We start from the raw sequence: 1,322 nt of genomic DNA on the forward strand, positions 1-1,322 counted from the left end.
GCGTCCGGCGTGGCCGCGTCCGCCTGCGGCAGATCCGCGCGGTAGGCGGGTCGCAACGGGTTGTAGGCCAGGTTGTACTTGATGTCCGTGATGAGCAGCTCCTGATGCTGCTGCTCGTGGTTCAGGCCGATGGCGAGGCGCTCCTCCACCTTGGCCCAAAGCCGCGTCGGACAGTCGGCGATGAGCTGCACCATCGCCTCGTCCACATGGCGGCGGTAGTCGTAGACCTCGGCCACAGTCGGCCGCGACAGCAGGCCCCGCTCGGGGCGGGGCCAGAAACCGGTCTCGGTCTGTTCATAGTAGGAGTTGAACAGATACTCGAAGCGCGGATGGAACACCCGGTAATCGTCGCGGAAGGGACGCAGCAGAAATGTCTCGAAGAACCAGGAGACATGCGCCAGGTGCCAGCGCGCCGGGCTCGCTTCCGCCGCGCACTGCAGCAGATAGTCCTCGATGGCCAGCGGCTCGCAGAGTCGCTCGCTGAGCGCCCGCACGCGCCCATAGTCGATGGTCACCCGCTCGCGCTCGGCATCGGTGCCGGAGGGCGTACTGCCCGGGGCGGCGGTGTCGTTGGGGTTTGAATGCTGCATCGGCTACTCCAGGAAGCGCCGCCGGAGCCTGTGTCGGCGTTGGTGGGGACCGCGGCATTGCCGAGGAACTGTCGGGCGAGGTCACAGTAAGCAACAAGATCAACCGCGGCCACGGACAACCTATCGGGACTCCTCCGCAGAAGTTGCGAAGGCGCTCCCGGGTATGCCGACCTTATCGCCGTCGTGCGAGGTCTCGACTACGACCGCAAACTCGCCTGGCAAAGTCGCTGTGCCGCACTGGCGTGACAGCGCCCCAGGCCCGCGAAGTCCCAGCTGGACTCTTGAGCGAGCTTAGGCCGCGACACGTCGACTTTTCAAGCTGAGACGGCTCACGCTGCGGCGGCAGGCACTGATTGCGCTACGCGGCGACCGCCGGAGCAGCGTAGCGTATCGGGTACGCCGAAGACCCAGCAAGCCGTTGCCGACCACCGGCCGCCGCCGCCCGAAACTACCCGCGCCGGCCTACCCTGTCGTCAACCGGTCCAGCGCCCTTACCCACAGGCGCGCTCTCTCGCCTGCATCCATCGGTAACCTTCCTCCGCTTGTCGCTTCCTTTCCTCCGTGAACTCCCTTCTTCGAAAATTCGGCCCCGTCAACCGACCACTCGCGTAAACGCCTGCCGGAATCTTGTGCGGCTGTTCCACGATATCCCCCATCGTCTTCGTGTAGCAATCGATCCCAAGTTTGTACACAGACGCCTTGAGCTCCCAGATCGACTGGAAGCCAAAGGGG

General features: G+C 65.1%; 2 protein-coding genes. Both read right to left on the bottom strand.

Going from position 1 to position 1,322, the window contains the following annotated elements; genetic code table 11:
• Positions 1 to 590 (bottom strand): DinB family protein (locus tag CKO31_RS25890; protein WP_200243744.1); only part of this gene is annotated, 590 nt, incomplete at its 3' end.
• A gap of 491 nt (positions 591 to 1,081) precedes the next feature.
• On the bottom strand, positions 1,082 to 1,322 hold a 241-nt coding region (locus tag CKO31_RS26565), incomplete at its 5' end, for a hypothetical protein (protein ID WP_207148122.1).

The sequence above is a fragment of the Thiohalocapsa halophila genome, from assembly GCF_016583825.1.
In the GTDB taxonomy this organism is placed as follows: Bacteria; Pseudomonadota; Gammaproteobacteria; order Chromatiales; family Chromatiaceae; genus Thiohalocapsa; species Thiohalocapsa halophila.